Genomic DNA, 1,905 nt, shown 5'->3' with positions numbered 1-1,905 from the left:
AATCGGGTGTGCGCAGCCAGCACGCGTGATGGTGTTGGACGGGGATGATGAAGCTTCTGGAAATCTTTCGAAATGCATTTGGCCAGTGCCTTCGTCTGGGGTTGCAGAAGAAGCATTGATGACGTTGCCTAGTCGTGTCCTAAGTTTCAAAGAATGATCATACGCGCCTCGGAACATACTGTTATGTATCCGGAGCTTTTGAAACAAGTTCTCAGATCATGGGAAACGCTAATCTGGCTGAGAAAGCTGACTGACTGCCTTTGCCAGTGCTGCTCGAAATGACAATCGCCGCTCCGCCACGTCGGGAACGATGGATGTGCCGAGGGGATTGGCTGCCGTCCAGGCGGAAGCGAGGGTAATGATCAGGGTCAGCAGAAAATCCGGCGGATATTCCTTGTTGATTCCTCCCGCAGCTTGTGCTTCGCGAATTTTTGTAACTTGCGTCGCGAAGCTGGACGTTTCATCCAGAGGCCAAGCTCTGTTTTGTTCAAGGCCGTTCCACATCACAAGTCGCATTAGATTAGGGCGATCCATCGCGATGTCGAAAAGCATAGTGGCATATCCGGTAAGATCGGCAGGATCGAAGTGGACGTCCTGATAAACATCACTCAAGTGCCGTTCAAGAACCGCTTGAAAGAGCTGTTTTTTGCTTCCGAAATAGTCGTAGATCAGGCTCTTGTTAGCTTTTGCGGTCTTGGCGATGCTATCAATGCGGCTACCGGCTTCACCATAGGTGGCAAATTCGGCTGTTGCCGCGGCAAGTATTCTTTGCCTCGTTTGTTCGGATTTCGATGGTTTCTGAATGGGCATGAGTATCAACATTGTATTGACGGATTTTATATCTTATGACAGAAACTTTAAAACCAACCAAATAGTTGGTTTTAAAGTTTGTACGAGGTAAATCATGCTCACATCTCAGGACAACTCTACAAAAGGGTGGATCGTTACCGCATTCTCTCTATCTGTGGGGCTGGCATTCTTAATGCTTTGGCCTGATGCCGGGCACGCGCAAACTGCCAGTTCTACTGTCTTTCTAGATCCTACCTTCCGGACACCAGCTCCGCCCAACGATGCATTCCCACAGAATGCAGAGCACGTGTTCTATGGTACGCTCTTCATGCTGATTGCTGGGCTCATTATGACCTTTGTTGCGGTCTTTGATTCCGTTCGCCTCAAGACGATGGTCCCGATCGGCATCGTGCTCGGGGCTGCCGTCTGCGTCTTTCCAGAAAGCATCGACAATTATCTGGCGGGTTGCTTTTGGTCGGTGTCGCACGACCCGGACAAGCTTCTTTATTTTCTCATGGGGCGTGAATACGACTATTATGTCGCCGTGATGTGGTGGACCTTTGGAACAATCCTCGGATACATCTTCTACATTGCACTTCAGCGGAATGTGACCACTGGTGGGCTTTGGATTGCTTTTGGCCTTTCCGGTGTTGCCGATATCATCATGGAGGAGCTCCTCCTGCGCTATGGCGGTATCTACACCTATTTCGGCCATCAGCCACTGGTCATCCTCGGATACTTTCCCTGGTGGTGGCTCTTCGTGAACGTCTCAGCTATATATCTGAGTATAGCGATCACTTATCGCTTTCGCGAATGGCTCAGTGGCTGGAGGAGTGTCTTCATCCTTGCGTTGATGCCGCTTTGCTATATTGGCGGCTTCTCCTTCGCTGGGCTGCCGACTATTTATGTGATCCAAGGCGATTTCTCTCCGCTCGTGACCCAGCTGGCAGGTATCCTCTCCTGCATTCTGGCATTGGTTCAAACTGGTGGCATTGTCTACTTCATCCTCGGGCGGAATCCGCTTGCCTTTGGGGAGAGGGAGAGACTGACAACGTTGAAGATCTAAAGATCAAAATGCAGTTATTCGCGTGATGATCGAAAGCCGCGATGCCGAGG

Annotated in this window: 2 protein-coding genes; one reads left to right on the top strand and one right to left on the bottom strand. The window is 50.4% G+C overall.

Annotated elements, in window-relative coordinates; all coding sequences use genetic code 11:
- Window positions 1-228: 228 nt before the first annotated feature.
- A complete protein-coding gene (locus TALK_RS21815; RefSeq protein ID WP_169715096.1) occupies window positions 229-810 on the bottom strand; it encodes a TetR/AcrR family transcriptional regulator in 582 nt (193 codons plus the stop codon).
- A 94-nt stretch (window positions 811-904) separates the two neighbouring features.
- Between TALK_RS21815 and TALK_RS21810 the strand changes: the two genes are divergently transcribed.
- Entirely contained in the window at window positions 905-1,855 is a 951-nt protein-coding gene (locus TALK_RS21810) for a hypothetical protein (RefSeq protein WP_085621270.1), read from the top strand.
- Window positions 1,856-1,905 lie beyond the last annotated feature (50 nt).

This window comes from Thalassospira alkalitolerans, assembly GCF_002115745.1.
In the GTDB taxonomy this organism is placed as follows: domain Bacteria; phylum Pseudomonadota; class Alphaproteobacteria; order Rhodospirillales; family Thalassospiraceae; genus Thalassospira; species Thalassospira alkalitolerans.
Note: the sequence above shows the minus strand (reverse complement) of the source record. Positions and strands in the feature narration are given on the sequence as shown.